General features: G+C 67.1%; 21 protein-coding genes. 8 read left to right on the forward strand and 13 right to left on the reverse strand.

Annotated elements, in window-relative coordinates; genetic code table 11:
* Nucleotides 1-26: 26 nt before the first annotated feature.
* On the forward strand, nucleotides 27-812 hold the full coding sequence (locus tag AKJ09_RS40965) for a hypothetical protein (protein WP_146653271.1): 786 nt from the start codon (nucleotides 27-29) through the stop codon (nucleotides 810-812).
* A complete protein-coding gene (locus AKJ09_RS40970) occupies nucleotides 790-1,725 on the forward strand; it encodes an isoaspartyl peptidase/L-asparaginase (protein WP_146653272.1) in 936 nt (311 codons plus the stop codon). The genes AKJ09_RS40965 and AKJ09_RS40970 overlap by 23 nt, the downstream gene beginning before the upstream one ends.
* A gap of 93 nt (nucleotides 1,726-1,818) precedes the next feature.
* Here the strand turns inward: AKJ09_RS40970 and AKJ09_RS55780 are convergent, their stop codons facing one another.
* On the reverse strand, nucleotides 1,819-1,944 hold the full coding sequence (locus AKJ09_RS55780) for a hypothetical protein (RefSeq protein WP_275936689.1): 126 nt from the start codon (nucleotides 1,942-1,944) through the stop codon (nucleotides 1,819-1,821).
* A 282-nt stretch (nucleotides 1,945-2,226) separates the two neighbouring features.
* On the opposite strand from AKJ09_RS55780, the gene AKJ09_RS40975 reads away from it, so the two are divergent.
* Nucleotides 2,227-3,669 carry a trypsin-like serine protease gene (locus AKJ09_RS40975; protein ID WP_169928271.1) on the forward strand — a complete coding sequence of 481 codons (1,443 nt, stop codon included), beginning with the start codon at nucleotides 2,227-2,229 and terminating at the stop codon, nucleotides 3,667-3,669.
* A gap of 20 nt (nucleotides 3,670-3,689) precedes the next feature.
* On the opposite strand, the gene AKJ09_RS40980 is transcribed toward AKJ09_RS40975, so the two are convergent.
* The 5 genes from AKJ09_RS40980 to AKJ09_RS41000 all read right to left on the reverse strand — a co-directional run bounded on the left by AKJ09_RS40980 (nucleotide 3,690) and on the right by AKJ09_RS41000 (nucleotide 10,306).
* On the reverse strand, nucleotides 3,690-4,010 hold the full coding sequence (locus tag AKJ09_RS40980; protein WP_146653274.1) for a PEGA domain-containing protein: 321 nt from the start codon (nucleotides 4,008-4,010) through the stop codon (nucleotides 3,690-3,692).
* A gap of 5 nt (nucleotides 4,011-4,015) precedes the next feature.
* Entirely contained in the window at nucleotides 4,016-5,566 is a 1,551-nt protein-coding gene (gene guaA, locus AKJ09_RS40985; protein WP_146653275.1) for a glutamine-hydrolyzing GMP synthase, read from the reverse strand.
* Between the two features lie 66 nt (nucleotides 5,567-5,632).
* Nucleotides 5,633-7,654: a serine/threonine-protein kinase gene (locus AKJ09_RS40990; protein WP_169928272.1), complete on the reverse strand. Its 2,022-nt coding sequence runs from the start codon at nucleotides 7,652-7,654 to the stop codon at nucleotides 5,633-5,635.
* Between the two features lie 176 nt (nucleotides 7,655-7,830).
* Entirely contained in the window at nucleotides 7,831-8,709 is an 879-nt protein-coding gene (locus AKJ09_RS40995) for a hypothetical protein (protein ID WP_146653277.1), read from the reverse strand.
* A gap of 91 nt (nucleotides 8,710-8,800) precedes the next feature.
* A complete protein-coding gene (locus tag AKJ09_RS41000) occupies nucleotides 8,801-10,306 on the reverse strand; it encodes a serine/threonine-protein kinase (protein WP_146653278.1) in 1,506 nt (501 codons plus the stop codon).
* A 317-nt stretch (nucleotides 10,307-10,623) separates the two neighbouring features.
* Here AKJ09_RS41000 and dut point away from each other — a divergent pair, with 317 nt between their 5' ends.
* Nucleotides 10,624-11,055 (forward strand): dUTP diphosphatase, encoded by a 432-nt coding sequence (gene dut, locus AKJ09_RS41005; RefSeq protein WP_420814293.1) that lies wholly within the window; start codon nucleotides 10,624-10,626, stop codon nucleotides 11,053-11,055.
* Here dut and AKJ09_RS41010 read toward each other — a convergent pair.
* Both AKJ09_RS41010 and AKJ09_RS41015 read right to left on the reverse strand, forming a co-directional pair.
* Complete coding sequence (locus tag AKJ09_RS41010) at nucleotides 11,052-12,989, reverse strand: hypothetical protein (RefSeq protein WP_146653280.1); 1,938 nt, start codon at nucleotides 12,987-12,989, stop codon at nucleotides 11,052-11,054. The two genes, dut and AKJ09_RS41010, sit on opposite strands and share 4 nt — an antisense overlap.
* Nucleotides 12,990-13,053: 64 nt before the next feature.
* On the reverse strand, nucleotides 13,054-13,443 hold the full coding sequence (locus AKJ09_RS41015) for a helix-turn-helix domain-containing protein (protein ID WP_146653281.1): 390 nt from the start codon (nucleotides 13,441-13,443) through the stop codon (nucleotides 13,054-13,056).
* A gap of 96 nt (nucleotides 13,444-13,539) precedes the next feature.
* Between AKJ09_RS41015 and AKJ09_RS41020 the strand changes: the two genes are divergently transcribed.
* Nucleotides 13,540-14,190 carry an ATP-dependent Clp protease proteolytic subunit gene (locus AKJ09_RS41020; protein ID WP_146653282.1) on the forward strand — a complete coding sequence of 217 codons (651 nt, stop codon included), beginning with the start codon at nucleotides 13,540-13,542 and terminating at the stop codon, nucleotides 14,188-14,190.
* Between the two features lie 666 nt (nucleotides 14,191-14,856).
* Here AKJ09_RS41020 and AKJ09_RS41025 read toward each other — a convergent pair.
* From AKJ09_RS41025 to AKJ09_RS41045, 5 genes are all read right to left on the reverse strand, one after another.
* Nucleotides 14,857-15,699 (reverse strand): glycosyltransferase family 2 protein, encoded by an 843-nt coding sequence (locus tag AKJ09_RS41025; protein ID WP_169928273.1) that lies wholly within the window; start codon nucleotides 15,697-15,699, stop codon nucleotides 14,857-14,859.
* Between the two features lie 75 nt (nucleotides 15,700-15,774).
* A complete protein-coding gene (locus AKJ09_RS41030; RefSeq protein ID WP_146653284.1) occupies nucleotides 15,775-17,265 on the reverse strand; it encodes a sigma-54-dependent transcriptional regulator in 1,491 nt (496 codons plus the stop codon).
* A gap of 90 nt (nucleotides 17,266-17,355) precedes the next feature.
* A complete protein-coding gene (locus AKJ09_RS41035; RefSeq protein ID WP_146653285.1) occupies nucleotides 17,356-18,639 on the reverse strand; it encodes a S1C family serine protease in 1,284 nt (427 codons plus the stop codon).
* Entirely contained in the window at nucleotides 18,636-19,574 is a 939-nt protein-coding gene (locus AKJ09_RS41040; protein ID WP_146653286.1) for an outer membrane protein assembly factor BamD, read from the reverse strand. Before AKJ09_RS41040 ends, AKJ09_RS41035 begins: the two co-directional genes overlap by 4 nt.
* The gene (locus AKJ09_RS41045; RefSeq protein ID WP_146653287.1) at nucleotides 19,571-19,879 is read right to left on the reverse strand and encodes a hypothetical protein; all 309 of its coding nucleotides are present in this window, start codon (nucleotides 19,877-19,879) and stop codon (nucleotides 19,571-19,573) included. The genes AKJ09_RS41040 and AKJ09_RS41045 overlap by 4 nt, the downstream gene beginning before the upstream one ends.
* A gap of 64 nt (nucleotides 19,880-19,943) precedes the next feature.
* Between AKJ09_RS41045 and greA the strand changes: the two genes are divergently transcribed.
* Genes greA through AKJ09_RS41060 form a run of 3 tightly spaced genes read left to right on the forward strand, consistent with a single transcriptional unit; the run spans nucleotide 19,944 to nucleotide 25,851 of the window.
* On the forward strand, nucleotides 19,944-20,435 hold the full coding sequence (greA, locus tag AKJ09_RS41050) for a transcription elongation factor GreA (RefSeq protein WP_146653288.1): 492 nt from the start codon (nucleotides 19,944-19,946) through the stop codon (nucleotides 20,433-20,435).
* 38 nt (nucleotides 20,436-20,473) lie between these two features.
* Nucleotides 20,474-22,864, forward strand: a complete 2,391-nt coding sequence (locus tag AKJ09_RS41055) for an ATP-dependent DNA helicase RecG (RefSeq protein WP_146653289.1) — start codon at nucleotides 20,474-20,476, stop codon at nucleotides 22,862-22,864.
* The gene (locus AKJ09_RS41060; protein ID WP_146653290.1) at nucleotides 22,861-25,851 is read left to right on the forward strand and encodes a sulfatase-like hydrolase/transferase; all 2,991 of its coding nucleotides are present in this window, start codon (nucleotides 22,861-22,863) and stop codon (nucleotides 25,849-25,851) included. The genes AKJ09_RS41055 and AKJ09_RS41060 overlap by 4 nt, the downstream gene beginning before the upstream one ends.
* The last annotated feature ends 19 nt before the right edge of the window (nucleotides 25,852-25,870 follow it).

Here is a 25,870-nt window from a genome sequence, read left to right on the forward strand (position 1 = left end):
CAATCGAAGAAGGTGAGGCCAACTTCGTGACCGCCTGGGATCTTCGTGCCTTTCTACGTGCGCTTGGCGCGACGCTCGTCGGTATTGCCGTCGTGTGGCTCGTCACCGCGGCGAGCGACGAAGGGCAGCTCTCGGTGGGCGTGCGTGCCGGCCGAACGCTTCCGCTTGCTCCGCTCTGCAGCGCGGTGGGCGTGGCGCTCGCGCTGGGGGCTACCCGCGTGCGAAGCGAGACGCGTGCACTCGAGGCCCTTGGTCGTTCGCCGTCGCAGGCACTCGTGGCTCCCGTGGTCGGGGCGGCGTTGCCGTCGTTCGTCTTCGCGGCGCTGATTGCCGCGAGCAGCGCGGTCGACATCTCGGCCTTCTATCCGCGTGCGCCGCGTGGTGATTCGTTCGTGTATCGCGACGGCGCGTTCGAGAGCGCCACGCTCGGTGTGCGCGTCGCAACGAGTGATGGGGATGCGCGTCCGATCGACGGCACGAGCATCGCGCCCGACGAGGGCTTGCCGCGAGGAGCGAGGTCGAGCGCGTCACTCTCGACGGCGCTGGCGGGGGCGGCGCTCACGCTGATTGCGGCGCGCGCCGTTCTCCACATGAGCATGCTCGATCGCGCCACGCGGCGCCGGCGGCGTGCGCTCGCCCTCGTGCTCGTCGCGGTGACGTCCATCGCGACGCTCGTGGCCTTCCAGGCGGCGGCCGCGCACCTGCTTCCGAGCGCAGTCGCCGCCGTGCCCTCGGCGCTGTTGCTCGCTTCCGCGCTCTTCGGATTCCGATCGCGCTATCGTTTTCCTCATGCGAGAGGGGCGACCGGGTGAAGACGCGCTGACGGGAAGCTTCGGCTCGGGGCCGGCGCGTTGGTCGATTGTCGTGCACGGCGGCGCAGGTGACGTTGCCGCCGAGCGCATTCCGCTGCACGTCCAGGGTTGCGAGCGAGCGGTGACCGAAGGTGCCCGAGTCCTCGCGAGCGGCGGCTCGGCACTCGATGCCGTTCAGCGCGCCGTCGAGGTCCTCGAGGACGATCCGATCTTCAACGCAGGCACGGGGGCCTGTCTCAATACCGACGGCCACATCGAGCTCGATGCCTCGATCATGGAGGGCACCGATCTGCGCGCAGGCGCGGTGTGTGCGCTGCCGCCATTCAAGAATCCGATCGCCATTGCGCGTCAGCTGATGGACCGCAGCGCGCACGTCTTGCTCGCCGCCGAGGGCGCCGCACGGTTCGCGATCGAGCATGGCTTCGCCCGCGCCGACGAAGCGACGATGATCACCGAGTCTGCGCGAAAGCGCCTCGAGGCCGCGAAGAACAAGCACGCCGTCGAAGGATGGGCCGGCGGCACCGTGGGCGCGGTCGCGCGCGACGCGCAGGGCAGGGTTGCGTCGGCCACGAGCACCGGCGGCATGGTGAACAAGCTCGCGGGCAGGGTGGGCGACTCGCCGATCCTCGGCGCAGGCACCTATGCCGACGACGGCGCCGGCGCATGCTCCACGACCGGACTCGGCGAGGCGATGATGCGGATCTGCCTGGCCAAGACGGCGGTCGAATGGATGCGCGCGCGCCTCTCTCCCGAGATGGCTGCGCGTGCAGCGCTCGCCCTCATGCACGCTCGAACGAGCGGGACAGGCGGCGCGATCCTGGTTTCTGCCGACGGATCACTCGGGCTAGCACGTACGACGCCCATGATGACGTGGGCAGCCGTCGTGGACGGTGCCCTCGTCTCAGGCTCTTAGGTACGCGCGGTTTCGGTCGCGAGTCAGCGACGGACGCAGCTCACGTCGAACCAAGTACGACGCAGCCCCTCGCAGGAGGAGCTGCTGGCGAACTCACTTGGCTTCGGCCGACGTGCTCTTGCGGTCGATCGCGTCCTGCAGGCCGCAACGAACGCGGGTCGCGCGCTTGACGCGCTTCTTCTTGAGGGGCGTGGTGAGCCACTCGTGTCGTTTCCTCATGCTCCAGATTGCGCGGTTCGCCATGGTGGGGCGCGCAACATGGTCAAAACCGGCCGAGATTGCAAGCTCGACGTGAGGAGATTTGCAAGGAACACGGGCCGCGCTTGCCCCGCGCTTGCCGAGGGATCTGACGGGGATTGCTGGAGGTTTCCTCTGGGGGTGGAGTGCCGAAGCCCCGAGATGGGCAGGGAAGGATCCACTCCAGCGTCATGAACTCGCTGAAATCGCGAGAAAATAGCCAGCTGGAGCATTGGAGTGAGAGTTGCACATACCGCCCTCAACATGGCTTCGCAGACGCTTTTCCGGAAGACGGCGCTGGTTGCAGGGCTCCTCGGGATGGCTGCCGCCTTCGGCTGCTCGGTCGCGCAAGAAGATGACGCCTCGACCTCGTCGCGGGTCGGCTCGGGCGGAGACGTCTCTGCAGTCCTGAAGAGCACGCTGGTTCTGAATGGCGGATGCACCGCCGCGAAGGTCGGCCCGAAGCACTTGCTCGTCTCGGCTCGATGCATTTCGGCAAGCCCCGAGATCTTCGCCGCAGGCAAGACCGTCTCGTTCGTCAGCGGAGCGACGTCGAGCGCCACCACGACGTTCGCGCCGAGTGAAGAGACCGATGCAGGCTCCGACGCTTCGGCGGGCAACCCGGATACGTCGGACGCGGGCACGGACACGACCGATACGACGGACACAGATGCCGCCACGGGTGCGACGGACTCGAAAGACGGCGACGCGGGCACCCCGCCCAGCAAGAGCGCCAACGTTCGCACCGCGAAGATCGCGTCGCTCGAAATCGCGACGTCGTTCGTCGCCAAGTGCACCGACCTCGCAGCGTGCGGTCTCGACAAGACGGAGGCGAGTGATTCGCCCGACGTCGCGCTCATCGTTCTCTCCGAAGAGCTGACCAGCGTTCCGACGATTCCCGTCGACCTCGACGTCGTCAACGACGCCGACCCGGTCCTCGTCGTGAGCTCGGGGTGCAGCCGCCTCGACGCGCGGGATCCCTCGAAGCTCAAGACCCTCAAGACGATGGCGGTACCGGCCAAGTCGGTCAATCACGACGGCAGCCCGTACCAGTCCTCTCCGCAGCTCGTCTCGCGCGTGAAGGCGTCGTACGTCGTCACGCCCGGCTCGGGTTGGAGGAAGGGCGAAGCGGCGCTCTGCAAGGGCGACTTCGGCGCGCCGATGTTCCGCGCGGGCACGGCGGCCGTCGCGGGCGTCATGTCGAACGTCACGCTCTGGAGCGAGAACAAGTCGATCGCGGTCACCGTCCAGCACACGCGCGTCGACGCCACCTCGCGTTTCAAGATCGGTGCGTGGCTCGAGCGCCTTGGCGCCCAAACCGTCCACTCCTGCAGCGAGACGGCCGGTGGCTGCGTGACGCGCAGCTACGATGGCGGCATGCCGGAGCTCTCCGCCACCGACGATACGACCGACGACGGCCCCACCAACGCACTCCCCGGCGACGGCGGTGTGGACGGCAGCACCGAGGCCGATGCCGAGGTGGGCCAGGCCCCGAGCGATCCGTACCAAGATCAGCTCCCGCAGGAGAGCGCGTCGGACGACGACTACGGCGATTACGATTACGGCGACGCCGCCGTCACGAAAAAGAAGAAGAAGACGACCGGCGGCTGCAACGCGGGTTCGGGCCCGGCGCCGGTCGGCGAGCTCTCGCTGATGTTCGGTTTCGCGCTCGCCGGCGCGGTGGCTCGACGCCGCCGGCGGGCCTGAGTTGTCCTGAGTTGGTCGGCTCAGTCCGGAATCGGAACGAGCTTCACGTCGAGGCGAACGGGGCCTTCACCCTGCTTCGCCTCGACCGTTTTGTCCCAAGGAAGGAAGCCCGCGGCTTCCACGGTGACGTGATGAACGCCGACCGGCAGCGCCACACCGCGCGCCGCCACCACGGCGAGCGAGCCGACGAACTGATCGTCGACCGTCACCGTGGCGTTGTCGGGCCCGCCCGTCACGCGCATCGATACAGTCGGCGGCGTACGCGGACCGCAGCCCACGAGTCCCGCCGCCAACACCGCGCCTGAAAGAACCGACAGGCCCCAGGCCTTCGCCCCCGTCATGCCCGTCACTCCCACTCGATCGTTGCCGGCGGCTTCGACGAGATGTCGTAGACCACGCGATTGATGCCACGCACTTCGTTGATGATGCGGTTCGACATGCGGCCAAGCACCTCGTACGGGATCGGCGCCCAGTCGGCGGTCATGCCGTCGAGCGAGTGCACCGCGCGGATCGCGCAGGTCTCTTCGTACGTGCGGTAGTCGCCCATGACGCCGACGCTGCGGACGGGGAGCAGAACGCAGAAGCTCTGCCAGATCTTGTCGTAGAGTCCCGCGCCGCGGATTTCTTCGGACACGATGTGATCGGCCGCTCGAAGAACCGCGAGGCGCTCCTCGGTCACTTCGCCGAGGCAGCGGATGGCGAGGCCGGGGCCGGGGAACGGCTGGCGGTAGAGGATGTCGCGGGGCATGCCGAGCGACTCACCGCAGGCGCGAACCTCGTCCTTGAAGAGCTCACGAAGCGGCTCGATGAGCTTCAGCTTCATGCGCTCGGGGAGGCCGCCGACGTTGTGGTGGCTCTTGATGACCGCGCTCGGGCCCTTGAAGGAGACGCTCTCGATGACGTCGGGATAGAGCGTGCCCTGAATGAGGTACGCCGCGCCCTGCACCTTGTGGGCTTCCTCGTCGAAGACGTCGATGAAGACCTTGCCGATGATCTTGCGCTTCTGCTCCGGATCCGAGACGCCGGCGAGCGCGCTGAGGAAGCGCTGCTTCGCGTCGACCGCCACGAGGTTCAGACTGAACGTTTCGCGGAAGGTGTTCACCACCTGCTCGAACTCGCCCTGACGAAGCAGGCCGTTGTCGACGAAGATGCAGGTGAGGCGATCACCGAGGGCCTTGTGGCAGAGAATCGCCGCGACCGACGAGTCGACGCCGCCCGAGAGGCCACAGATGGCGTGCTCGTTCGGACCGACCCTGTCTTTGACAGCCTGGATGGCTTCGTCGGTGAAGGAGCCGGGCGTCCACGAGGGGGTGAGGCCCGTCACCTCGAAGAGGAACGAGGCGAGGAGGTCCGAACCGCGCGGCGTGTGAACGACCTCGGGGTGAAACTGCACGCCGTACATCTTGGTGTTGTCGTTCGCGACCGCGCAGAAGGGCGTGTTGCCCGAAAGACCCGTGGTCTCGAAGCCGGCGGGCATGCTGGCGACGCGGTCACCGTGGCTCATCCACACGTCGAGCGATTCGCCCTTGGCGAAGCGGTGGAAGATGCCGTCGTTCTTCTCGACCTGCACCTGAGCAAGGCCGAACTCGCGCTTGTTTGCGCGCTCCACCTTGCCGCCGAGCAGGTGAGCCATGAGCTGCATGCCGTAGCAGATGCCGAGCACCGGAACACCGAGCTCGAGCACGCGCTTGTCGAGGGACGGTGCGCCCTCTTCGTACACGCTCGCCGGTCCACCGGAGAGGATGATGGCGCGCGGGTTCTTCGCGCGGACCTCCTCGAAGGGGAGCGTGCAAGGGTGAATCTCGCAGTAAACCTTGCTCTCGCGGACGCGGCGGGCGATGAGTTGCGTCGTCTGCGAGCCGAAGTCGAGGATGAGGACGAGATCCTTGGAAGACATGTTCCGCCGCTCGGTAGCACGCGGACGCGGGCGGCAAAAGGCTAGCCGCCCCTCAGGCGCCGCTCTTCAGTGCGTTTCCGCGTTCGTCGCGCTCGTCGGGACCACAGCCGTGGCGCGCTCCGGGTGACCCGCGGCTGCCTTGTCGGTTCTGTGACGAACGGCGCCGGCCGGGCCAAGCTCGAGCACGGCGAGGAGCATGACGCTGGCGATGAAGGCGAAGCGTTGTCCTTCACGGCGCTCGTAGGGCGAGAGCCACGCGATGCGCGCACGGCCGAGCGCGGCGAGTAGCAGCCCGATCGGCGCGATCGGCGCGACGAAGGGAACGAGCTCCGAGGCCGCCGGGGGAATACCGAGCTCCGCGGCTTCGCCCGCCGAGAACGTGACGATGATCATGATGACGCCGAGCAACAGCGTGCCGATGGTGGCGATGGTGATGGGGCGCGTACGTGACGGCGAGACCACGCGCACGGCGAGAGCGGCGGTCGCGGCGAGAGCGGCGATGGCAACGATGCCGCTGCCGATCGGATCTTCACCGCGCAGCGCGCGTCCGAGCGGGCCGCTCACGAACGTGACGTATTCGAGCGCCACGAAGCCCAAGACTGCCGGAACCAGGACGTAGCCGCCGAGCTCGGCGCGATCGCGGGGCGTCCAAACCGGCGTCGATGCGCTGCTCGAACGCGGAGTGTCGATGCGCGATCCGAGCTTGGCGGGCGCTTCCATCGCCGAGAGCGACCCCGACGGAGCGGCCGGAGGTGTGACCGGCGGTGGACGAGGCGCCTCCTCGACGAGGGCAGGTTTCGGTGCGAGACGGATGACCTCTTCGACGGCCTTGGTCTCCGGTCCTACGTGCGAAGGGAGCGCGGCTTCCGCGGCCACGTCGGGCAGGGACGGGCTCGGTGGAACGTGCGGCGGCGCGAACGCGCGAGGATCGAGAATGGGCGGAAGCGACGAGACCGGCGCGTGGCGCGCGAGGAGCGGTCCCGGATCTCTCGGAGCGAATTCGACCTTCAACGTCGACTCGAGCGGCGGATCGGGCGTCTTGGCCGGCGCGAAAACGTCTTCGTCGTCCGGTGAGCTGAGCGTCAAGAGGGACGCGCCTCTCCGGCGAGTCGTCCGCGAACCACGTGCTTCGGCAATGGCGATGGGGCGCGCCGGCGGCGCGGCGGGCAACGTTTCGGTGAGCGTCTCGCTCAGGTCGATGCGCCGTCCGTGACGAAGCTCGCTGCGAATGACGTTCAAAGCCGCGTGCACGCTCTCGGCGCTGCGCGGGCGCTTCGAACGATCGTGATCCATGCATTGCGCAATGAGCATCTCGAGCGCCTGGGGCACGCCCGGAGCTCGTGCTCGCACGGAAGGCACACCCGTGCTGGATCGAACGAGCGCAAGAACGGCCGATTCGCTCGGACCCTCGAACGGTGTTTCGCCGACGAGCAGTTCGTAGAGAATGACGCCAATCGCCCAGACGTCCGCGCGCACGTCGAGGTCTTCTTTCGACGTGATCTGCTCCGGCGCCATGTAGTGAGGCGTCCCAATCAGCATGCGGCGCTCGCGCGAGCTCAGCGCGCCGACCGTCTGGTAGAGACAGGCGCCGAAGTCGAGCACCTTGGGCGTGAGCCGCGTTCCTTCGCGCGCGAGGAAGATGTTCGCGGGTTTGAGATCGCGGTGGACCAAGTTCCGCTCGTGGGCCGCCGACACGGCGTCGGTCACGGGAATCATGATCTCGAGCGTCTCTTCGACCCTTAGCTGGCCGCCGCTCGTCTGCAGGTATTGCTCGAGATCTTCTCCCTTGAGCAGCTCCTGGACGATGAACGGGGTGCCGTCGTCGTCACGCGCCACGTCGAGGACGTCGACCACGTTGGGGTGCCGTACGGCCGCCGCGGCGCGCGCCTCCCGAAGGAAACGAAGAACATCGTCCTCGTTGTGCGTCAGCTCACGGTTCAGAACTTTGATGGCGACGTTGCGCCCGAGCGACATGTTCGTGGCGAGATAAACTTCGCCCATGCCACCAACGCCGAGGCAGTCGCCGAGGAGGTACTTCCCAGCAAGGAAGTCCCCCTTTCGTTCTCCATGGCGGGCGCCTGCGGACACTTCTCGGGATAGTACAGGTGAGCATCCGGATAGGGAGTGGGAACTCCGCGGGACGCTTTCGATTTGGAAGCGAAGCGCGCACATCGTTCACGCGCACGAAGCGCGGACAAAATGCGAAGCGCGCTCTCGGCAACCGCGAAGGGCCGAGAGCGCGAGGCTTGGGACTCTACCAGCTGTCAGAAGTTGCCGCCGAGACCGGCCACCGCTCCGCCGCGCGTCGGACCGAAATCGAAGCGGACCGAATTCATGCCCGTCTTGATCTCCGAGTCGACCTTCGGACGCGTCAGGATCATGTACGTCGCGACGCCGAGGGCGACGACGCCCACGCCGAGCGAGACGTCCGCAATGATGAGCTTGCTGCGGGCCGAGTCGACGTCGCTCTGCTTGCAGTTCGGCTTGCAGGTCGACTCCAGGTGATCGACGTCGCTCGTTCCGCTGAGCCCGAAGTAGGCCCAGCTGCCGAGCGCGAGGACGCCGATACCGCCGACAACGAGCGCCGGAACGAGCGAGCCGCTCTTCTGTTCGCCGCCCGCTGTGGCGCCGCCGGAGCTGTCTCCGCCGGTGGTGCCTGCGTTCGGATTGCCGAACTGCACGCCGATCGTTCGCACTTTCTGGCCAGCGCCGATGAGGACCTTCTCCTCTTTCGTCTTGCCCTGGTACTCGAACTTGAACGTGTGCTCGCCGAGGTCGACGGGGAAGGGCTTGCCGTCGAGACGCTCGGTGATGCTGGTCCCGTCCATCGAGACCTTCACGTCCGTGACGTCGCCGGTTCCGTCCTTCGCCGAGATGACGATGGTGGGGGCGACCTGTTCGAGGCTCGAGAGCCACTCGAGACAGTCACGCTTGATCGGCGCGGGGCACACGTCACGCGCGCAAATGAGCATCTGCTCACGCGCACGTCGATACTTGCCTTCGTCGCGCAGCTGCTGCGCCTGGTCGGCGGCAGACGCGCAAACTTCACGGTCGTCCGCGGCGTGCGCAGGAGCGCCCGCGAACAGCGTGGCCGCAGCGAATGCAGCGCCGGAGAACGCCACCAACGCCTTCGAATTCCTCATCCTCGTGGCCTCCCAGACTTTGTCGTCGAGCAGCTCTTTCGAGTCCCCCGCTCGAGCCTACAGGCTAGCGGCTGGTGATCGAGCCGAAAACTTACTTGCCCATGCATTCGAGCTTGTACTTCTTGTGCCCTGTTGCCGGGTCGATCGTGTAGGGCGGTTCGCAGTTCTTCGCCTTTTGAGCGGCGGCCTGCGCCGCCTGCTGAGCGGCTTGCGCGGCCTGTTGGGCCTGCTGCTGCGCCGCGGTGCTACGCCCGAACGTGACCGCCCCCGACTGTCCCGACGGCGTGGCAGCGGGCGCCGAATAGCGCGATGGGCCCATGGCCGGGCCGATGAGCGCGATCCCGCGAGATTCACGCTCGAGAACGTTCGGCGTGCCCGTGCGTCGATGAGCGCCGAGCACTTCGTCGAGGGAGAGGGCCCCGAGGCCGACGCCGAGCACTGCCAGCATGGCCGCGACAGTGGTGAATAGCTTCGCGTTGCGACTGTATTTGGCGGGCGGCGATATCGATATAGCGGCGCGGGATACCGATATGCTCGAAACTTGTGAGTGCGGAGGCTCGCCAGGAACCGCAGAGCCGCGCGAGCCCATCGGCGGCGAGCCCATCGTAGCGAAGTGGCCATTGACCGACGCGCTCTCGATCTCGGCGATGCGTGCGGCGCGGCGTCCGAGCTCGTCGGCGGCGACGAGTTCGACCCATTCGCCGACCTCGGACGGGGAGGCAAGGCCGATCGTCTGCTCGATGGCCATCGCCATCTCGCGTGCCGTCGCGAAGCGGTCGGCGGGCTCTCGCGCGAGGCCCTTGAGAATGACCCTGTCTGCTTCGGGCGTCAGCTCCGGTCGATACGTGCTCGGCGGGTCGACTTTGCCCTCGATGGCGCGAACGAGGACGATCGCTTCCGTTTCACCGTCGAAGAGACGACGTCCCGCCACGGCCTCCCAGAGAACGACGGAGGCGGCGTAGATGTCCGACTGGCGCGTGACCTGTCCGCCGCTCAACTGCTCGGGCGGCATGTACGCGATCTTGCCTTTGACCTGACCATCGCGCGTGGTCTGCGTACGGCCAGCGGCCTTGGCGACACCGAAGTCGAGAACGCGCGCGACGCCGTCCGCGCCCACGAGAATGTTCTGTGGGGAGACGTCTCGGTGGACGATGCCGAGCTCGCGACCGTGCTCGTCCTTCGTCTGGTGAGCCGCGTGCAGACCGTGCAGGACGGACGAGAGGATCGTGGCGGCGACGCGCGGAGGGATTTGGATCCCCTTCTGCCACGCGGTTTTCAGCAGCTTGGAGAGCGCCTCGCCCGAGACGTACTCCATGACGATGAAGATTTCGCCTGCCGTCGCAACGACGTCGAGCGTGGGAACGACGTTCGGGTGACGAATGCGCCCGCACAGGCGCGCTTCGTCGAGGAACATCGTGACGAACTCGGGATCTTTGGCGAACTGCGGGTGAAGTCGCTTGATGGCGACCGTGCGCGAGAAGCCGACCGGCCCGCTGAGACGTCCGAAATGGACCGTGGCCATGCCGCCGGCCGCAAGTTCGCCGTAGAGGACGTAGCGTCCTACCGTCCGCGGTGCGTTCCCGTCGGATCGCGCCATCGTTCTAAGGCTACCGTTCACTTGAGGAGAGGAGAGCGCCGACGGACACCCGTGACGCCGTTTTGTAGGGGTCCGGAGGATTGCAGGGGCAAGGTGGTACGCGTGCGGACGGGGCCGCCCCCCGGAACACGTCACGCGAGCTCGCGTCCGAACCGGAATCCGAACCGGAATCCGAATCGGAATAGCGCCGCGAGCGGCGACACCTGAGAACGATGCCTCGCCGGTCGGCTCGGTGGTGTAGGGAAGGGGGCATGGCGAGTGAAAGGGTGAATGAGACGGAGGCAGGCACTTCGAAGGAAAGCCTGGATTCCCTGAGGATTTCGACGCGCCGGGTAGGGAACGTCGATGTTCCCTTTCCACGCTATCAGACCGATGGCGCTGCGGGCATGGATCTGCACGCGGCGCTCACCGAACCGGTCACTTTGTCACCTCTTGGTCGCGTGAAAGTCCCGACAGGGCTCGCATTCGCCATCCCGAAGGGCCTCGAAGGGCAGGTTCGACCCCGCTCCGGGCTTGCGGCGAAACACGGCGTTACGGTTCTCAACGCCCCTGGAACAATCGATTCCGACTACCGCGGTGAAGTCGCCGTGGTGCTCGTGAATCTCGGCTCCGAGCCTGTCACCATCGCGCCACTCGACCGAATCGCACAGATCGTCTTCGCGCGTCACGAGACCGTGGTCCTCGAGGAGGTTCACGCGCTCGACGACACCGAGCGCGGCGCTGGCGGCTACGGATCGACGGGCAGCTAGAACCGCTTCGTGACCCGAAGCACGTTCGGACTCGCCAGCGCCGTCGCCTCGATTCGAAGCCATTCCCGCGAGGCGAGCTCCGGAAGCGACCGCGCCTCGTCGACGAGCACCTTCACGTGTCCGTCTTCGGCATCGAACGCCGCCACGAAGACCGTGCCCGGTCGAAGCGATGACTCGATCGAATCGGTGAGCTCGGGATTGTGTTTCGCGAGGAACGGCAACGCGGTGCGAAGATCGGCGAGCGTTTTGGTTCGGAAGCCGTGGGTTCGTTCTTCGGTGATCTCCACGGCGGTCGATGGGTAAAGGCGCACGAGGTGCTCACCCACGCGAGCGGTGGGCAACGGTTCCGGGAACGTCCGGAGTCCGGCGATCGCGAGTGCGATGAACGCGATGAACGCGAACGGCGCAAAGACGAGTGCTCGGCTCCGGCCACCGGGCGCAGGCGGCGACGGCGCGGAGGGCGAGGCGTCCTGCCCGAAGATCACGACCGCAGGAAGCGCCGCGAGGAACGCGAGGGCCACCGTCGCGACCTGTTGGCCCGACGTGATCCACGGCGGCGTGAACGGGGCCGACAAGAGAACGCCCGCATACACCCAGCGTAGGAGCGAGAGAGAGGGATCTTTCGCGCGTCGCACGAAGACGATGAAGGCCGACCACACGCTTGCCACCACGAAGGTCGCCCCGGTGAGCGCCATGCCGACGGCGTTGAGCAAGCTCGTCGTGCCGAGCTCGCGTTGCCAAAGCCAGAGCGGGCCGAGATAGCCGCTCTCGGCCATGGCGCGACGAACGGCCCGCGCGTCTTCGAGGATGCGATCGTCGGGGTTCGTCCAGACGTACGAGAACATCCCTTGGGGCGAATAGAACAGGCTCCCGAAGGAATGCGCGAGGCTCGACGCGAACATGCTCGGATGCGCGCGCACCTCGCCGACGACGATGCGCCAAGCCTCTGGAACGCGCTCGGCGACCGCGAGCTGCGCGAGGTGGGGATGCGAGGCGGCGAGATAAGTGTAGTCCTCTCCGTGAAGGAGCCCGTAGGCGATGCCCGGGTAGTCGGAGAACGTGACGCCCTCGCCGGTGAACGAGAGCACCACGCGATGGCACGCGATGCCGAGCAACAAAGCCGCTCCGCAGATGCCAGCCATCCTCCAACGCTCGCGTCCCGGCTGAGGAGCGAGCTTTCGCACGGCCCAGATCACGAGGGCTGGGAGCACGAACATCGGGCCCGCGCGGGCCATCATCCCGAGAGAAAGTGCGACGAGACCGGCCACGACGAGCCTCGTTGCCTGCGCGCGGTCTCGATCGAAAGCCGCCTGCGCGCGCCAGAGGAGCACGAACCCGACGACGCCGAACGGCAGCCCGAGCTGCTCGGTCTGGATGAAGCCGCACCATCGGCGCTCGAACCAGAACAGCACGAGCCAGACGACGAGCGCGCTCTTGTAACCATGCGTGCGGAACACTTCGAGCGAGGCCGCGGCGGTCGCCCATGCGCCGAAGGCGGCGTAGACCACGAGGCAGAGGCGCAAATCTCCATTCGTCAGACGAAGGAGGGTGGCGAGCGTCGTGCTGAAGAGCGGCCTCTTCGACGAGACCTCCGAAAAGCGTGCGCCATGCACGAGACGGAGGGCGTCATCGTAGAAGTCATAGGAGTCGCTCCACGGCAAGATGCCGCCGAGCACGGCGTTGCGGCCTTCGTAGCCCACCGTCCAGAGGTGGACGAGAAGCGATCCGAGTAGCACGGCCGTGATCGTGTGGATGGCGACGGCTCTCGCCGAAATCGACGCGCGATCGAGCGCACGGAAGATCGACGCGGCGAGGACGACGACGACGAGCGCGTCGTACCGCGGCAGTCGCTCGAATCCGGCGAGGACGACGGCGTAACAGAGGGTGGCCACGATGCTCGTGACCACGACGAGGCGCGCTCGCGAGGCCGACACTGTCCGCCGAAGCTACGCCTAAGAGAGGAGGCGGCAACGTGGCGATACGCCGCTGCCGGTGCAATCAGGCCGCGGCGCGGAAGGCCTGTGTTGCGCGGAGGGCCGGGATCGACGTGATGCGAGGGTGGAAGAGGGCGACCCGACGACGGAAGAGCCCAGGTGCGATTCCGAACAGGCGCTTGAACGCCTTGGCGAACGCGAACTCCGACGTGTAGCCGAGCTCTGCGGCGATGGCGGCGAGCGTGAGATCGGTCTCGCGGAGGCGCTCCTGCGCGAGCCGAAGACGATGTTCGGTGAGCCAGCGGAGCGGGGAGACGCCGAGCGCACGCGTGAAGCGGCGCGCGAAGGCGGCCCGAGACAACCCGCAGACGCGGGCGAGCGCGGACACCGTCCAACGACGGGCGGGATCCGCCTTCATCGCGTCGAGCGCTCGTGCAACGTACCCGTCGGTCATGCCTCGAGCATGGCGCGAACCTCGAGCAACGTCCACTCGGGCGCTCGCGCCGAACGACAATCGAGACGATCGGACATTCCATCGAGCGTCCGAGACATGGCTCGATTGGGGCAGGCGCACGATGCTCGCGTGATGCCGAAAGAGAAGAAGGAAGAAGAAGACAACCCGTCGCTCCCGCAGGGTGCGTTTCTCGATCGCGCCGCGGATGCGCTCTTTTCCGCGCGCACGGTGCTCATCTATGGCGAGGTGAATACGGCGCTCGCGCGTTCGGTGTCGGCTCAGCTCGTTGCGCTCGCCTCGTCGAGCGACGCGCCGATCCGCGTCCTCGTGCATTCGCAAGGCGGTCACGTCGAAGCAGGGGACACCATCCACGACCTCGTCCGTGCGGTGGCGCCGGACGTCATCATGATTGGCACCGGTTGGGTGGCCAGCGCCGGCGCGCTCATCTACTCGGCAGCCAAGAAAGAGAACCGCTACGCGCTACCGAATACACGCTTTCTCCTGCACCAGCCGCTCGGCGGCGCAGGCGGGCCGGCCTCCGACATCGAGATCGAAGCGACGCAGATCCTGCAGATGCGCGAGCGCCTGAATCGCATCTTCGCGAAGGCCACGGGTCAGGAGTACGAAAAGATCTGCCGCGACACGGAGCGCAACTTCTGGATGAACGCCAAGGAGGCCATCACCTACGGCCTCGTGAACCGCGTCGTCGATCGCCTCGCCGACATCCCGTCTCCGCGAGCGAGCTGACGTTCAGTCGAGGAGGACGCGAGCCTCCGCATAAAAGCGCACGGAGGCCCGCGTCAGCGCACGCCGCCCCGCACACGGCGCCATCGCCCGTACGATTTACGCATCGACGGTGTCATCGCTTGCGCCGCCGGCCTCGGCGGAACAGCCCGATGACAGGGCGGCAGTTGCGATGACAGCGGCCAGTCCGAAATGATTTGATGTTCGGGACAGGATTCCTCGTCGGTATTTGGCAAATGCGACAGGTGTCTACCCCTGGGACGACGCGTTGAGGGCCATGTGTAAAAACGTGGCTATTGGGAAGAGCAAATTTCTCGATTGTGTGAAGTAACGCTGACCGTTCTTCGTTAATTGAGAAATGTGAGTGACGGCTCGTGCGCTTTGTTCGATGAATCTCGTCGACACTCAATGGTCGTGTTGGACGTTGGAGGTGCGAGCGTACCTAGCGCTGGCCGCGGAGACGCTTAGGCAGTTCTATTCGCCTTCGACCGTTGGATGCTTCGCGTGCGGCCTTGCTGATCGCGCGCTGCACCGTCGGTGACCGATTTTCCGCGCGGTGGTCGCGAAGCTACAAGCGCACGACCTCACGCGACCGCCGCTGGTCGACCAGGTTTCGAGGTGTGCTTCGATGGAAGCAGGTCGATTCCGACGCGTTCGTCGCGCAGGCGGTCAGCGCTTGAGTCGTCTTACCTTCGGGCTCGTCTTGATCATTCGCGCGAGAGCGACGGGAAGTGTGGCGCCGAGCGTGGGGGGCGCTAGAACGAGGAGCGCGAGGCCGAGGCGGTCGGGGCCCTCGACGGCGCGTTTGGCGACCATGCCAGCGACCGTCTTGATGGTGCGCGGGATCTGCTTCTTCATCACGATTTTCGAGACCTCCTCGCCGTAGCGTGACGGGGAGGGGATGAGCGCGAACGTCGCGCGCAGGCGTCGGAACTCCGCCATCATCGTGTTCTCGAGATCGTAGCCGTCGGCGATCGACGCGAAATTCATCTTTCGGATGACGTTCGTGCGCGCAAGGAAGTAGCCGTGTAAGACGTCGCTCATGCCCCAGTAGCCGAGGGCTAGCTGCAGCACGAACGACACGCCGCGGTTGCCCCATTTGCGAAATGAGGGCATCGCGTGGAGCGACTGCGGGTGCATGAACCGCGAGCCCTTCGCGACGTCGATGTCCGGCATCTCCTCGAGGATCCGACGGAAGCGCGGAATCAGGCGTGGGTCGAACTGGTCGTCCGAGGCGAGAACGCCGATGGCGTCGACGTCGTCGCGCTCGAGCAAGAGGCGCATTCCATTCTTCACGGCGCCGCCGATGCCTGCGTTCGCCTGATGAATGACGTGAACCTTCTCGGGGTGCTCGCGCGCGAGCTCGTCGGCAATCTCGCCCGTGCGGTCCGTGCTCCCATCGTTCACGATGACGAGTCGGTCCATGAACGGCAGGTTCGCCTCGACCGTTCGGCGGAGCAGGAGCTGCTCGTTGAGCGCAGGGCTGACGAACGCGATACGCAAACCAGGCACGTGATGCACGCTACCACACGGTGTCCACGGACGAATCGCTCCGATGAGCCGCTCGACGACTCTCCAAGCTCAGCGTCAGCCTTCGCCGCGCTTGATCTGGTAGCCGCGAATCTTCTTGTGCAGGTTCGTCCGCTCGACGCCGAGGATGACCGCCGTGCGGGAGATGTTCCAGCCCGTCAGCTTCAGCGTGTCGACGATGTACTTACGCTCGGTCTGCTCGCGGTATTCGCGCAAGGTCAGATACGAGCGAAGCGCTTCGGGGCCCGGCGCCGTCGCGGGCGGGCGTGAAGCGGTGTCGTGCTCCTCTTCGAAGTTCTCTACCGGAGGCGCCGCCTCGTCGCGCGGGTCTTCCTCGCCGAAAGGGCTCTCGTGCGGATCCTCGGGGAGATCGGCGATGGTCACGCGATCGCCCGACAGAATGGCCATGCGCTCGACGACGTTCTTCAGCTCGCGCACGTTGCCGGGCCACTTGCGTGTCACGAGTGCGGCGAGCACTGCGTTGTCGATGGGCTTGGGCTTCGTGCCGTTCTCCTTGGCGAAGTTCAGCATGAACGCATGCGCGAGGAGCGGGATGTCTTCGACGCGCTCGCGCAGGTTGGGGCTGCGCAGAGGGAAGACGTTGAGGCGGAAGAAGAGATCCTCGCGGAAGCCGCCGCGTTCGACTTCTTTGCCGAGATCTTTGTTGGTGGCGGCAAGAACGCGCACGTCGACGTGGATGACGTGTTCGCTGCCGACGCGCGAAATCTCACCGGACTGCAGCGCGCGGAGCACCTTGGCTTGCGCCACCACGTCCATGTCGCCGATCTCGTCGAGAAACAGAGTGCCGCCGTGGGCCTGCTCGAAGAAGCCGCGTCGCTTCGTCTGCGCGCCGGTGAAGGCGCCTCTCTCGTGACCGAAGAGCTCGCTCTCGATGAGCTCGCGCGGAATGGCCGCACAATTGACCTTCACGAAGGGGCTGTCGGTGCGGGGGCTCAAACGGTGAACCGCGCGGGCGATGAGCTCCTTGCCGGTACCGCTTTCTCCGGTGATGAGCACGCTGGCGCGCGTCGGCGCCACCTTTTCGAGGTCGTGGAAGATGCGCTGCATCGGCGCGCTCTTGCCGATCATCTCGTACTTGGCGAGCTGCTCCTTCGACACCTCGGCGAGCGCGCGCCGCGCCTGGGCGGTCTCGAGGACGTTGCGCACGCTGACGAGCACGCGCTCGCGGGCGAGGGGCTTCTCGAAGAAGTCGCTCGCGCCGAGCTTGATGGCGTTGACCGCCTCGTTCACCGTCGCGTGGCCGCTGATGACGATGATCGGCAGGTCGCGCGTGGCTTCTTCTTTGCGCAGCCGTTCGAGGGCTTCGAGGCCGCTCATCTGAGGGAGCTTCACGTCGAAGATGGCGAGGTCGACCGGCGTGTTCGGCCGCGCGAGGATCTCGAGCGCCATCTCCGCGCTGTCGGCGCCGAGCACGTGATAGCCCTCGCCCTCGAGCACGAGCTGCAGCGTGCGACGAATGTTCTTCTCGTCGTCGACGACCAGAATCGTCTTCGCCGTCTTCTGGCCGGTGGTCATGACCGTGCTCATGTCACCGAGCAGGCTACAGGCCCTCGGCCCGCGCGCCGCCCTAAAAACTGAGGCCGACGAGGATCTGGTGGGTCGAGTACTTCGGGTGGATCACGTCGAGCGCGAACGCATAGCCGGCCTCGAGGGCGCCGAGATTGAGCACAGCCTGGACGATCGGCTCGACGCCACCCCGCGGATCGACGTGGTCGACGCGGCGAGCTTCGCGGTGCAGTTGCTGCCTGCGGGACACCCCGGCGGATCGAGCGTCGCGCCAAGTCGCGTTTCGCTGCCGCGGTCGAACGTGCCGAGGACACCGCCCCCGAGCGAGAAGTAGGTCGGGAACGAATACGGAAAGAGCAGCATCCGGTAGGAGAGGAGGAACTCTCCGAAGATGCGTCGCACCGAGCGGTCTACGACGGGCTCGTTCGTGTCTTGCTTGCCCGCGAAAAGGATGCCGATGCGCGAGGTGAGCGCGAAGCGATCGAACCCAACGATGCTGCCGCCGAGGTAGGGCCCGAAGTACGTCGACGTGTCGATCTGCCAGGCGATGCCGATCGCGCCGTCGCGCTCCGTCCAAGTGCCTCGGTATTTGCGCTTGCCGATGCTCTGCGTGAGCTTCACGGCGTGCGTGATCGGAACGCCGAAGCCGATGCGTGACTCGAGGAGGCGATCGGCAACGCCCACCACCTGACCATCGCACGTGAGCATCGGGCCGCCGGAATTGCCGGGGCTCAGCGCAGCATCGGTCTGGATGAAGGCGTCGCTCTTGGCGCTGACGATGCCCTGCGAAACGCTGAAGTTGAGCAGGCCCTCGAGCTCGCGCGAGATCCTCGGGAGATCGCCGTACGGGTTGCCGATGGCGAGGATCGGAACGCCGACCGCGACGTTGGCGCGTGGCGTGAGCGGTTGTGCGTCGCTCGCGTCGGCGAGCTCGAGCAGTGCGAGGTCGTGTTCCTCGTCGACGGCGACGACTTCGGCAGTGGTTCTCTTTCCACCGGGGAACTCGACGCGAACGTCACGACCGAGATCGACCACGTGCAGGGCGGTCAGAACGTTCTTCCTCGAGAAGAAGACGAACCCAGTGCCGAGCGCACCGTCGGGCCGCGTGATGCGCACCACGCTCGGTTTCGTGGCCTTGTAGACGTGCTCGATGAAAGCCTGTTCGCACGTCGGGCTTTCGTCTTCCTCGGCCTTGGCGGTCAGCGAGGCGGCAACCGCCGTCTCCGGCGTCGACACGCACTCGGGTTTGAACGCCTTCTTGCCCGTGTTCGGATCGACGGTCCAGGGCGGGTCGCAGGGGCCGCGGGGAAGGCTTGCGGGGGGCGGAAGCGCGTGGGCAGAGCCCGTGAAAAGAGCCGTTCCGGCGAAGAGCGCGAGGGCCGCCCAGCGCCTCAAACGCCTCGCTCCCGCATGTAGTCGAGATAGTTGTTCGCTTGAACCGTCAGCGGGCTCTTCGGGTAGTCGTGCAGGATCGCGTTGAAGGTGTCCCGCGCGTCGCCGAACTTGTGCATCTTCAGATACACCTCGCCGAGGAGGAGCAGCGCCTCGGCCTCGAGGCCGGAGTCGACCGGCTCGGGCGCGTTCGGATTGATCCTCGGCTGCTTGCCGGGCGTGGCGGGCGCGAGTTGCGGACCAAGGGCGAAGTTGCGCATCGCGTACTGGATACGCAGAACCGCGGCGTCGAAGTTGTCACGCTGCAGATAGAACCGCGCGACATAGAGCTCGTGGCGCATGAGGCGCGCCGTGACGTCGGCGAGGAGCTCGCGGATCTTCTGCGAGTCTTTGCCGGTGGGATAATCGTGGACGTAGCCCTTCAGCTCTTTGTAGGCGTCGAGGATGACGGCCTGATCGCGCTCGTCGGCGCTGGGGAGCAGGAAGGACTCGGAGATCTGCTTGTACTGCGCCTCGGCGATGCGGGCACGCGCGTAGCCGACTTCCTCGACGTCCGAGCGGTGGTCGTGGACGAACTGCCGGTACTCGCGGATGGCCTCGGCGTATTTTTCCTGCTCGAAGTCCGCGTCGGCGATGCGAAGCTCGGCGAGGCGCGCGAACTTCGAGTAGCTGTACTTGCGCTTGACCTCGCGAAAGAGGCTCTGCGCTTCGATCCAGTTGTGGGAGGTGAATTCCTCCATCGCCTGGTTGTAGGCGCGCTCGGCGTCGGCCGCGTAGCTCAGCGCCGAACGCGGCTCGGGCGTCTCGCAACCGGTCAACCCCGCGATACCCACGAGACCAGCGGCTCCAAGAGCGCCGATACACAGCGCCCCGAGAAGGGAGTGAGAGCGGCGAGCAGGAGCCATCGGCTTTCGCGTATAGACCATTTTCGCCTTCATTTCTCGCCTCGCCAACGGACGATGCGTCGCGCCGGGGGCTCGTCGTCGGTCTTGGCCTGACGAAACGCGGTGCGGACGATGAGACGGACCTTCTCCGCCAGGTCGGCCGGCGGCGGGTTGCCGCTATCCCCTTTGGCCTGGACCTCGACCTCGACCGTACCCTCGGCCGTAACCAGGACCTTCAGCGCAAAGGTATCGTCCGGCACGTACGCCGCGCCCGTATAAGACCAGGGCGGCCCACCGTCACGCGGTCGCTCGAGCGCAATACGTACGCCGCTTTCGGGCCTCTCACCGGCGATGCTCACGCGGCGGACGTACCACAAGATCGTCTCGCGTCCGCGAGGAGTTGAGGTTAAAGAGTCTCCGGTCATGGTCGACAAGAACCCGATCACCCCCGAAGGGGCAGCCAAGCTGCGCGACGAGCTCCACAACCGGAAGACCGTCGAACGCCCGCACATCACGCAGCTGATCGCCGAAGCCCGCGCCCATGGTGACCTCAGCGAAAATGCCGAGTACCACGCGGCTCGCGAGCGTCAGGGCTTCAACGAAGCGCGCATCAAGGACCTCGAAGACAAGCTTTCTCGCGCCGAGATCATCGACCCCACGAAGATCGGCGGCGACAAGGTCGCCTTCGGCGCCACCGTGAAGCTCATGAACTCGGAGACCGAGGAGGAGGTCTGTTATCGGATCCTCGGCGCCGACGAGGCCGACATCAACAACGGGCAGATCAGCGTCACCGCACCCTTGGCTCGATCGTTGCTCGGCAAGGAAGTGGGGGACGAGGTCAAGGTCCGAACCCCCGGTGGTGAGCGCGTCTTCGAGATCCTCGAGATCGACTTCACCGGCAAGTCGGCCAAGTAGTTCGAGGGCCGTTCGTGCCGTTCGTACGGCTCTCGCGGATGGCCAAGAAGTGGCTGGTCGAGCCCGATCCCGAGCGGCTCGATGCGCTCGTGATCTCGGTACGAGAGGCTACGGCCGCGGTTCCTGACGAGCGCCGGGCCGACTGGGAGAAGCTCCTGGCCGGCCTCGCGCGTCGTGAGGACGTCGAGCGTTCACGCCCGCGCGTCGAGGGGCTCGTGCGCGCCTGCCGCTTGTTTTCTCGCCCGCGCCGCAAGGCTGCCGCGGATGGGGAAGGGGAGGCTCGCGCGCCGAAGAAGGTGGTGGGCCCCCTCGACCCGGTCGACATGCTTCCGGGCCTCGGGCCGAGCGCCCGAACGGCCCTTGCCGACCACGGTCTTTCGACCGTCGCCGATCTCGTGTGGCTGCCGCCCGCGACCTGGGACGATCTGCGCGAGCCGATGACGATCGCTGCGGCGGTCGCGTCCGCGCGATCCGTCTACGAATCGTCGGGGGGCGCCGTGAAGTCCAGTCGCGTCGCCGTGACCGGGCTCGTGAAGAGCGCTGCGGTCGTGCCGATTCGAGGGCGCCGTACCGTCCGCGTGCTCGTCGAGGACGAGGAGGACGGCTCGTGCAAGTTGCACGCATTTTGGTTCTTCATGGCGCACGGCGTTCTGGCCGCTGCCAAGCCGGGAACCCGCGTGCTCCTCGTCGGGCGCATCGAGGCGCCGCCCAAGAAGCCGCCGCGCACGGCGCATCCCGAGTTCTTCCTCGATACGGCCGAGGTGCGTGCCGTGCGCGCTCGTTACGGTCGCTTCGGTCCGCCGGAGGCTACCCTCCGGAAGGCCATTGCCTGGGCCGTCGACGAGGGCATCACGCCCGATCCGCTGCCGCCCGCGATTTCCCAGCGCGAAACCATGGCCGATGCGTCGTCGGTGTTGCGCGAGATTCACACGCGCGGCGCCGGCGCGCCTCCCACGGAGGCCACGCGACGAGCATTCCTCGAGCGCCTCGCCTGGACGGAGGCGTTCGCCCGCGTTTGGGAGCGGCTTCGATCGGAGTCCGGCGAAGGAAGGGGAGTGGCCGCGCCCGCCTGCCCGCGTCGCGCGGACTTGCAGAAGAAGCTCGAGGGTGAGCTTGGCTTCGCCTTCACGAAGAGCCAGCGAAGCGCCATCGACGCGATCGCCGGTGAGCTCGGAGAGCCGCGCCCCATGCGTCGCTTGCTCCTGGGCGACGTCGGAACCGGCAAGACCGCCGTGGCGCTGGCGGCCGCTGCACAGTGCATCGCGGCGGGCTTCCAGGTGGCGATCCTCGCGCCGACGAGCGTGCTCGCGGAGCAGTACCTCGACGCGGTGAAGCCGCTCGAGCGGGCGGCTCGTGCGCGTTCGGCCTTCGTCGCAGCCGGGGTGCCGGCCGCGGCGCGCCGGAAGGCCGAGAACGACCTTCGGACGGGCGAGGCCCAGATCGCGATCGGCACGCATGCCCTCCTTCGCGAGGGGCTCGAGATTGCTCGCCTCGGTCTCGTCATCGTCGACGAGCAGCAGCGGCTCGGCGTGGCGCAGCGTCTCTCGCTCGTGAAGAAGGGCGAGCGCCCGCATCTCCTCACGCTCAGCGCGACGCCCATCCCGCGAACCTTGGCCCTCGCGTTGCGTGGCGAGCTCAAAACGTCGACCCTCGACGAGCGGCCGATGGGGCGCCTGCCCGTGACCACGGAGCTCGCGCCCTCGAGTCGCCTGCAGGCCATCGTGCAGCGTGTCGACGAAGTCTGCGCGCGCGGTGAACGTGTCTTCTGGATCGTGCCGCGGATCGAGAGCGATCCCGACGACGAAGACGATACCGATCCTCTCGCCACGGTCGTCGCCCGCGCGGAGGCGCTCGCGAAGACGCTCTCTTCGCGCAAGGTCTCGCTGCTCCATGGTGGGCTCGGCGCAGCCGCGAAACGTGCCGCGATGACCGCCTTCCGACGAGGCGATGCCGAGATCTTGGTCGGTACGACCGTGGTCGAGGTCGGCGTCGACGTGCCGGAGGCAACGCTCATCGTCATCGAGGGCGCCGAGCAGTTCGGTCTTGCGCAGCTCCACCAGCTGCGTGGTCGCGTCGGTCGTGGAAGCCAGCCGGGCACCTGCGTGCTCGTCTACACCGATCCTCTCGAGGGCCCGGCCCGCGCGCGTTTGAAGGCGCTCGAGGAGCTGTCGAGTGGCGAGGCGATTGCGCGCGCCGATCTCGAGCTTCGCGGAGCCGGCGATCTCGGCGGCACGCGTCAGCATGGCGTCGAAGACGAGCTGCTCTATCTCCAGCACGGCGCCTCGTATCCGTGGCTCGCACGCATCGACGAGGATGCGAGGGATCTCTTCGTCACCGATCCGGCGCTCCAGCGCCCCGAACATCGCGTCCTCGGGGCGCTCGTCGCACGGTTCGGTCACGTACTCGCCGTTCGTGAGGAGGCCGGGTGAGAAGCACGGACTTCACGCGTCGCGTCCTCGACGTCGGCGGCATTCTCGCGACCTGGGCAGGGCTGCTCGTCGTCGAGAATTTCGTCATCGCGCTCGCGTACGACAAGCAGTTCGCTGGCACGTGGGAGATGAGCCATGCGCGCTGGCAGTTGAGCCCCGTGGGCCTCGCCGCCGCTCTTCCGCTCGCGATTCTCTTCGTCGGCCTCGGCCAGCTCGTGCGAGCGAGGCGGGCCGCGATTCTCGCGGGGCTCGCCGCCCTGGCGGGAGCGCTCGTCGCGTTCGGCGTGTCGACGGGGCGGCACATGGCCAATCCCATCGTTCGCGGGGGCTTCGTGCTGGTCCTCGCCGCGATGGCCGGCGCGATCACGCTTGCCGTGGTGCGACGGTTGCCACTCGAGAAGACGGGGCGCGTGGCGTTTCTCGCGGGGCTCGTCGGTCTCGGCGCGTGGCTCGCCGACGCGCTCGTCCTTCCGCGCCTGTACCCGGCGTTTCACCTCGGGCTGTTCGCGATCACGCTCGGGGCGTGGGCGACCACGTGGGTCTACACGCGCTCGACACTGGCGAAGCTTCCGCTTGCGGTCACGGGGCTCGTCCTCGTGCTCGCTGCGCTGGTGTGGGCGCCGCGAGGGGCGCGCACGGTGTCGACCGACGACAACTTGAGGCGAGTGCTCGTCGAGCACGCGCCGCTTCTCGGTCGCGCGGTCGTCGTGGCCGGGCGTCTCGCGCCTCCGCCGCCCTTGGACGACGTCGATCTGCCCGAGCTGGCGAACACGTCGGCGATTCTGCAGGGCTCGCACGGCACCCGCGCCCTCGACTGGACGGGAAAAGACATCGTCCTCCTCACCGTCGACGCGCTCCGCGCCGATCACCTCTCGTCGTACGGGTATGGGCGGCCGACCTCGCCCAACATCGATCGGCTCGCGGCGCGCGGTGTTCGCTTCGACCGCGCGTACTGCCCCACGCCCCACACGTCGTATTCGATCTCGTCGATGATGACGGGAACGTACATGCGGCCGCTCCTCGCCATGGGCGCCGGCGAAAAGGCCGAGACGTGGGCCGATCACCTGAGGCGCTACGGCTACCGGACCGCCGCGTTCTATCCCCCCGCCGTGTTCTTCATCGACGCGCATCGCTTTACCGAGCTGCGCGATCGGTCGCTGGGCTTCGAATACAAGAAGGAGGAGTTCGCGCGGCCCGAGCTCCGTCGCGCGCAGATCGAGCGGTACCTGGCGAACGCGAAGGCCGACAAGCCGCTCTTCTTGTGGGTCCACCTCTTCGAGCCGCACGAGCCGTACGAAGCGCACGCGGAACATCCGTTTTCGGGCAACGAGACCGTCGACGCGTACGACAGCGAGATTGCCACGGCCGACGCGCTCGTCGGTGACATCGTCTCGCTCGTCGAAGCTCGCCGGCCGGGGGCCACCTTCGTGTTCACCGCCGACCACGGCGAGGAGTTCGGCGATCACGGCGGCCGGTATCACGGCACGAGCGTCTACGAGGAGCAGGTCCGCGTTCCGCTGATCATCGCCGGCAAGGGCATCGAGCCTCGCGTGGTCGAGGCGCCCGTGCAGACCATCGATCTGCTGCCTACCACGCTCGCCGCGCTCGACATCCCCATGCCCGCACGCGTGCGTGGTCGCGATCTCGGACCGCTCGTGGTCGGCAAGGCGGCATCCGATGAACAGGGGCTCGCGTTCGCCGAGACCGACGACTACACGCTGCTTGCGCGAAAGAGCGATCGCCTCGTCTGCGCGCGCAAGATCGGCGCCTGCACGCTGTTCGACATCGCCACCGATCCGACCGAGCAAAGGCCCGTCGTCGATCGACCGGCGCGCGTCCAGGAGCTCAAGCGTCTCACGGCGGCCATCGAACGGGAGAACGGAAAACACGAGGCCTCGGCGCTGCCCGAAGCCCTCCGGCGAGGTTTGCAGGGCGATCGCGAGGCCGCCGAGGACGTGGCTCCGCTCCTCGACGACGCCCGTGTCGACATCCGGCGTGCCGCTGCCCGGTGCGCGTTCGGGCTCAAAGCTCCGGAGATGAGCGCGCAGCTCCAGCGCGCCTTCGCGAAGGACGAGGACGGCGAAGTGCGAACCTGGTCGGCCCTCGCGCTCGCACGTCTCGGCGAGGCCGCCGGCGGTCCCGTCAAGGAGCGCGTCGACGGCGTTCTCGCGGGACACGACGCGCGCATGCGCACCGCCGCGGCGTTGGCGCTCGCGGAGAAGGGAGATGCGCGCGGAGAAGACGCACTCGTGGCCCGCTGGGACGCGGCCTTCCTTCCTACGTCACGAGAGCGCGGTGAGCTCGACGAGGCCCGCGAGCTTCTCGCGGCGTTTTCCAACGTTCGAGCGCGTTCGGCGGTGTTGCCGCTCGTTCGCTCCCTCGAGGACGTGCGCCTTCGTCCTTACGTGGTCGAGACCCTCGCCGCCATCGGCGATCTACGCGCCAAAGAGGCGCTGCTCTCGACGTTCACGACCGAGCGGTACGTCAACGTTCGTCCCAAAGAAGCGCTCGCCCTGCTCAAGGTCGGGGCCAGGGAGGAGCTGCGCGCCCCGCTTGCAAGGTTCGCGGGCGTGCCCGAGGTCATGCATGCGGCCGTGGCCGTCGCGCGCGACGCAGGACTGCTCGAGCGCTCCAAGGGAGGGTGGACCGCGCCGGCGGGCGCCCCCCCGAAGACCGTGGACGCCTCGCTCACGGTGAGTGGGGAGGGGCCGGCCCGCCTGCTCGTGCTCGTGGGCGAGGGGCCGGGCACGCTCTCCGTGAAGGTTGGCGGCGAAAACGTGGATGGCCAGCCGCAGGGCAACGTCTGGGTGGCCGAGCTGACTCGCGATCCCGGATCCCGCGTCGAAGTGCACCTCGAGCATCCGGACGGGATCCAGGCCGCCTGGCTCGTCCGGCGCGCTCCCGAGATCCCGCCGCCTCCGCCGCGCGCGTGGCTCCCGGATGCCGGAGCAGACCCCTTGGACGACGGGCCTGACGGCGGCCTTTGACGTGCCGTGGTTGACGAGG

This window comes from Labilithrix luteola (genome assembly GCF_001263205.1).
In the GTDB taxonomy this organism is placed as follows: domain Bacteria; phylum Myxococcota_A; class Polyangia; order Polyangiales; family Polyangiaceae; genus Labilithrix; species Labilithrix luteola.